At 62.0% G+C, this 5,719-nt stretch carries 6 protein-coding genes; 1 reads left to right on the plus strand and 5 read right to left on the minus strand.

What is annotated here, in order from left to right; all coding sequences use genetic code 11:
* Window positions 1-35: 35 nt before the first annotated feature.
* Together ilvN and F753_RS46515 are read right to left on the minus strand one after the other, a co-directional pair.
* The gene (ilvN, locus tag F753_RS46510; RefSeq protein ID WP_003279875.1) at window positions 36-527 is read right to left on the minus strand and encodes an acetolactate synthase small subunit; all 492 of its coding nucleotides are present in this window, start codon (window positions 525-527) and stop codon (window positions 36-38) included.
* A gap of 2 nt (window positions 528-529) precedes the next feature.
* Window positions 530-2,254, minus strand: coding sequence for an acetolactate synthase 3 large subunit (locus tag F753_RS46515; protein ID WP_031298394.1), 1,725 nt, complete (start codon window positions 2,252-2,254; stop codon window positions 530-532).
* 407 nt (window positions 2,255-2,661) lie between these two features.
* Here F753_RS46515 and F753_RS46520 point away from each other — a divergent pair, with 407 nt between their 5' ends.
* The gene (locus tag F753_RS46520; protein ID WP_023446933.1) at window positions 2,662-3,093 is read left to right on the plus strand and encodes a DUF4124 domain-containing protein; all 432 of its coding nucleotides are present in this window, start codon (window positions 2,662-2,664) and stop codon (window positions 3,091-3,093) included.
* A gap of 42 nt (window positions 3,094-3,135) precedes the next feature.
* On the opposite strand, the gene F753_RS46525 is transcribed toward F753_RS46520, so the two are convergent.
* The 3 genes from F753_RS46525 to F753_RS46530 form a co-directional block, all read right to left on the minus strand.
* Window positions 3,136-3,462, minus strand: a complete 327-nt coding sequence (locus tag F753_RS46525) for a YqcC family protein (RefSeq protein WP_023446934.1) — start codon at window positions 3,460-3,462, stop codon at window positions 3,136-3,138.
* Window positions 3,462-4,175 (minus strand): tetratricopeptide repeat protein, encoded by a 714-nt coding sequence (locus F753_RS0125325; protein ID WP_031298396.1) that lies wholly within the window; start codon window positions 4,173-4,175, stop codon window positions 3,462-3,464. Before F753_RS0125325 ends, F753_RS46525 begins: the two co-directional genes overlap by 1 nt.
* Window positions 4,176-4,241: 66 nt before the next feature.
* A partial coding sequence (locus F753_RS46530) for a penicillin-binding transpeptidase domain-containing protein (RefSeq protein ID WP_023446936.1) occupies window positions 4,242-5,719 on the minus strand: 1,478 nt, incomplete at its 5' end.

Here is a 5,719-nt window from a genome sequence, read left to right on the forward strand (position 1 = left end):
GTTACTGACGGGAGAGACGCCGCGCCCCCCAGCCGTTAGATACTCAGCACCTTGTCACCGCGGGAAATCCCGGTGACGCCACTGCGCACAACCTCCAGGATCGAAGCAGTGCCAACGGCCTGGATGAAACTGTCCAGCTTGTCGCTGGTTCCGGCCAACTGAATCGTATAAACGCTGGTGGTCACGTCGACGATCTGCCCGCGGAAGATATCGGTGGTGCGCTTGACCTCGGCGCGCTGGGCACCGGTGGCCTTGACCTTGATCAGCATAAGTTCACGCTCGATATGGGCGCTCTCCGACAGGTCGACCAGCTTGACCACCTCAACCAGCTTGTTGAGGTTTTTGGTGATCTGCTCGATCACCTCCTCGTGGCCTACCGTGGTCAGCGTTAGACGCGACAGGGTCGGGTCTTCGGTCGGCGCCACGGTGAGGCTTTCGATGTTGTAGTTGCGTTGCGAAAACAGGCCGACCACACGAGACAGCGCACCCGGTTCGTTTTCCATCAGCAGGGAAATGATGTGTCTCATGATCAGGTCCGCTCCGTCTTGCTCAGCCACATGTCGCGCATCGCACCGTCTTTGATCTGCATCGGATAGACGTGCTCAGCGGTATCGACCGCGATATCCAGGAAGACCAGGCGATCCTTCATGGCGAACGCCTCTTCCATCATCGGCTTGAGGTCCTTGAGGTCGGTGATGCGCATTCCCACGTGACCATAAGCCTCGGCCAGCTTGACGAAGTCTGGCAGCGACTCCATGTAGGAGTGCGAATAGCGGCTGTTGTACACCATGTCCTGCCACTGGCGAACCATTCCCAGCGCACCGTTGTTGAGGTTGATGATCTTCACCGGCAGGTCGTACTGCAGGCAGGTGGACAGCTCCTGGATGTTCATCTGGATGCTGCCCTCACCCGTCACCACCGCGACATCGGCTTCGGGGAAGTTCAGCTTCACGCCCATGGCTGCAGGCAGACCAAAGCCCATGGTGCCGAGGCCGCCCGAGTTGAGCCAACGGTTGGGCTTGTCGAACTTGTAGTACTGGCAGGCGAACATCTGGTGTTGACCGACGTCCGAGGCCACATAGGCGTCGCCCTTGGTCACTTCGCAAAGCACCTCGATGGCGGCCTGAGGCTTGATGATCGAACCATCGCCCTTGTCGTAGGGGAACAGCCCGCGGTTGCCGCGCCACTCGTCGATCTGTTTCCACCAGCTGGCGACCGTCTCGGCATTCGGCGTCTGACCGATTTCCTTGACGATGGCGACCATCTCGGTCAGCACACTGTCGACCGGACCGACGATCGGAATGTCGGCCTTGATGGTCTTGGAGATCGACGCCGGGTCGATGTCGATATGGATGATCTTGGCGTTCGGGCAGAATTTCGCCGCACCATTGATGACGCGGTCATCGAAGCGCGCACCGACCGCCAGGATCACGTCGGAATGGTGCATAGCCAGGTTGGCGGTGTAGCTGCCGTGCATGCCGAGCATGCCGACGAACTGGCGGTCACCGCCCGGATAGCAACCCAAGCCCATCAGGGTGTTGGTCACCGGCAGGTTGAGCATCTTCGCCAGCTCGGTCAATTGCGCCGAGGCCTTGCCCAGGATCACGCCGCCACCGGCGTAGATGATGGGCCGCTTGGCTCCCAGCAGCAGTTCCGCCGCTTTGCGAATCTGGCCCGAATGTCCACGCACGGCCGGACTGTACGAACGCAGCTTGGCCTTCTTCGGATAGACGTACTCGAACTTCTCGGCCGGGTTGGTCATGTCCTTCGGAATGTCGATGACAACCGGCCCTGGACGCCCGGATTCGGCGAGATAGAACGCCTTTTTCATCACTTCGGGGATTTCCGAAGGATGCTTGATCATGAAGCTGTGCTTCACGATGGGCCGGGAGATACCGATCATGTCGGTTTCCTGGAAGGCATCGGTGCCGACCATGGTGCTGGGCACCTGGCCGGAGATGACCACCATCGGGATCGAGTCCATGAAGGCGGTGGCGATACCGGTGATGGCGTTGGTCGCCCCTGGTCCGGAGGTCACCAGCACCACGCCGGCCTTGCCGGTCGCGCGCGCATAGCCATCGGCCATGTGCGTGGCGGCCTGCTCGTGACGAACCAGGATGTGTTCGATGGCCTTTTCCTTGAAAAGCGCATCGTAGATATGCAGAACGGCACCGCCCGGGTACCCGTAGATGTACTTAACGCCTTCGTCACGCAGGGAGCGGACGACCATTTCAGCGCCGGATAAGAGTTCCACGTTGTTCACCTCTGAAACGCCAGATAGCGATTCCAAGTCGGAGCCGCCAGAAATAGGTTTACTGCCAGCAGGGCATGAGCGACGGTGGTCGCCGACTACGTCAGCCACTGACTGAGCCAGTATTGGAAGAGACCCTGGTGTCGCGGGCTCTCCACCCAGCGCGAGGTAACGCGTTGCGGGTGATGCAGGTCGGCGCGGGTAGCACCTCATGTCTGTCTAGACTGAGCCGGTATCGCTTGCGGCGAGGCGACTCAGGACAGCAAGCCTCGAATTGTTCGGATTCAGCACCAGCAAGTCAAGCTCGCCGTTGTGTTTGGGCAGCGTTGAGCTGTGACAGGGTGCAGAAGCGGCGCTCCGGCTTTTGGGTATAGTGACTGCCGGTTTCCGATTCCAATGAAGGTAACGACATGCGATTCATGTTTCTTGCGGGCGGCTTGGTACTGGCGCTTTGCGGCAACGTCATGGCCGCCCAGGTATACAAGTGGGTAGACGCCCAGGGGGTCACGCACTTCGGCGCGCAACCGCCGCAAGGGCAGCAGGTGGAAACCGTCAACACCGTTACCGCGCCGGCAAAATCGACCACGATGCCAGCCCCCGTCGTCGAGGACGAAACCGAGGTCGACCAGCAGAGCATCGATCGCAAGGTGAAGCGCCAGGTCGCTGAGCAAGAGGCCGAACGCAAGCGCTACTGCGAGACGATGCGCACCAACCTCGCGCAACTGCAGAACAATCCGCGGGTACGTGTCGAAGAGAAGGGTGAAACCCGGCGAATCACCGAAGAGGAGCGGCAGGCAAGGATCGCAGCAACACGCGACAAGATCGCCGAAAACTGCAACTGATACCGCATCTTTAGGTATTGCGCTGGCGGCGCGCCAAGCCGCTCAGCGCGAAGGCACCTCGATCAACGCATCGAAAGCACGCAGTGCCTCGAGCAAACTGACTACCCGCGCCTCCCGATAGACCAGCTCTGCCATCGCACAGATGCCCGACGCCTGCGGCAGAGGATGATCCGCCTCGACAATCGCCTTCATCCGCGGCAGGAATATCCACTGCAGCCATTGTTCGAAGCGCAGCGTATCCACGCAAAACGGCTCGACGCTGGCCAGAGCCTCCGGCGCCGGCGGCTCGACGCTCCACATGTCAAGCGTGCGCAGCTCGCGCTCGATCAAAAGCAGCTGCTGCGCGACTGCCGGTAGGCGCAGATCCATCACAGATTGACCTTGGCTCGTTCACGAGCCTGCGCGGCACCGGCACTGTCGCCCCGCCGCTCGCGTGCCTGCGCAATCAACTCCCAGAGGCTGGCCTGCAGCGCCGGGCGCCCGCTGGCATAGCTTAATGCCCGGCGCGACAGCTGCTCCGCCTGAGTGGCATCCCCCTGCGCCAACCGGACCTGGGCCAGACGATAAAGGACCTGCGGCTCGCGCGGCGCAATACGCTGCGCACGTTCGAGACTGGAAGCCGCACCATTCAGGTCACCACCGCCCTGCTGCTGTTGAGCCGTAGTCAACAGCGCGAGCACAGGGCCATCCAGCTGCTCGTCGGCGGCCAGGCCGCTGCTGCTGCCGGAGGACGGGATACCGGTGGGCATGCTCGGTTGCTGCTGCGTGCTGGCCGGCGCCGAGATTGACGATGCCGGCTGCCACGCAGGCTGATCTCCGCCTGTCGTTCCACTCGACCCGGCAAAGGGTGCATCTGGCGCGGCGAACGTCTCAAGCGGTGCAGAGCTGCCTTGCGGCACCATCACCACCACCCCAGAATCCTCCTGCTGCTGCCTTGGCGTCGCGACCGCGGCTGGCGCGCGGTATCCCTGGCGAGCCGCCACCTCCTCGGAAACGGGAGCGCCTGAGTCCACCACGGGAATCGAACCACGATCCACTGTCGCGCACCCCTGTACCAGCGTCACCGCTGCAACAACGGCCATCCACTGCTTGTTCACCAATTCAGACCTCTCAACGTAGAATCACGAAGCACGCGACCTCTGCGGCAGTTACTCCAACCAGCCACGCACCCAATCCATGACCGACTCCGCCGGCGCCTGAATGCCGCAGCCAGGTCCGGGGGCCGGTTCGCTGCCGCGAATATAGGGCATCTGCACCGCATCGGGGCAACGCTCATCCGTACCCAGGCCGCTTCGCGCGTCCACCCAGGCATATGTCACGTTGTCCGGCACTGGCATCTGCAAAGGCAGCGGATCGGCCCGCCGCATGAAATCGCTCCACACCTGCAGCGCGCCGGTCGCCCCAGTCAGCGAAGTTTTGCCATTGTCATCACGACCCAACCAGACCACTGCCAGCAGATCCTGGCTGAAGCCTGCGAACCAGCTGTCACGCGAGTCGTTTGTGGTACCGGTCTTGCCAGCGAGATTCAGCGACTGCGGCAGACGGTTGTAGGCAGAACGACCCGTTCCTTCGCGCATGGCACGCTGCATGGCGTACTGAGTCAGGTAGATGGCACCCGGATCAAAGCGCTGCTGAATCTGGAACGGATACCGCTTGAGTGGCTCACCGTCCGCGGTCAGCACGCTGCGAATGCCACGCAACGGAGTGTTGAAGCCACCGTTGGCCAGGGTCTGATACATATCGGCAACTTCGATCGGCCGCAAACCGCCCGCTCCGAGCAGCATCGACGGATACGCTGGCCACTGTGGCGATGCACCCAGCCGCACAAGCGTCTTCAGTACATTCGGCACACCCAGGTCGAGCCCGAGCCGCGCCGTGGACAGATTGTAGGAATTGGCGAGTGCCTGATACAGGTAAACCGTGCCATAAGCCTGACGCCCATAGTTCTGCGGCTTCCAGATCTGCCCGTCGGCGCCCTTGACCGAGAAGGGCTCGTCTTCGAGCAGACTGGTCAGCGTGTACTGGCTGGGCTTTTCCAGGGCAGCCAGGTAGATGGCCGGCTTGATCAGCGAGCCGATCGGCCGTGACGCATCGAGCGCGCGATTGAACCCCGCGAAACCCGGCTGGCGACTACCGAGCAGGGCCTGAATTTCACCGGTCTCAGGATTGGTCACGATCATTGCGCCTTCGACGCCTTCGGTGCTCTTGCCGAGACGCTTGAGGGTTTCGCTCATGGCCTGCTCGGCCTTGAGCTGGATCACCGGATCGAAACTGGTGAAGACACGCAGACCTTCTTCGGTGAGGTCCTCGTCCCGATAGTCCTCACGCAGCTGACGCTTGACCAAGTCGAGGAAGGCCGGATAGGAGCTGTCGGCCATGCTGCCACGCTGGGTCACGCCCAGCGGTGCCTGCTTGGCTTTTGCTATGTCCTCGGCGCTGACCGCCTGCTGCTCGGCGAGCAGGTCGAGAACCAGGTTGCGCCGCTCCAACGCCCGCTCGGGATTGCGTCGAGGGTTGTAGTAGGTAGGCCCTTTCACCATGCCGACCAGCAATGCCACCTGCGGCAACTTCAACTCGGCCAGCGGCTGGCCGAAGAAGTACTGGCTCCCCCGACCGAAGCCGGGAA

Origin of the sequence: Stutzerimonas chloritidismutans AW-1, from assembly GCF_000495915.1 — a bacterium.
GTDB lineage: Bacteria > Pseudomonadota > Gammaproteobacteria > Pseudomonadales > Pseudomonadaceae > Stutzerimonas > Stutzerimonas chloritidismutans.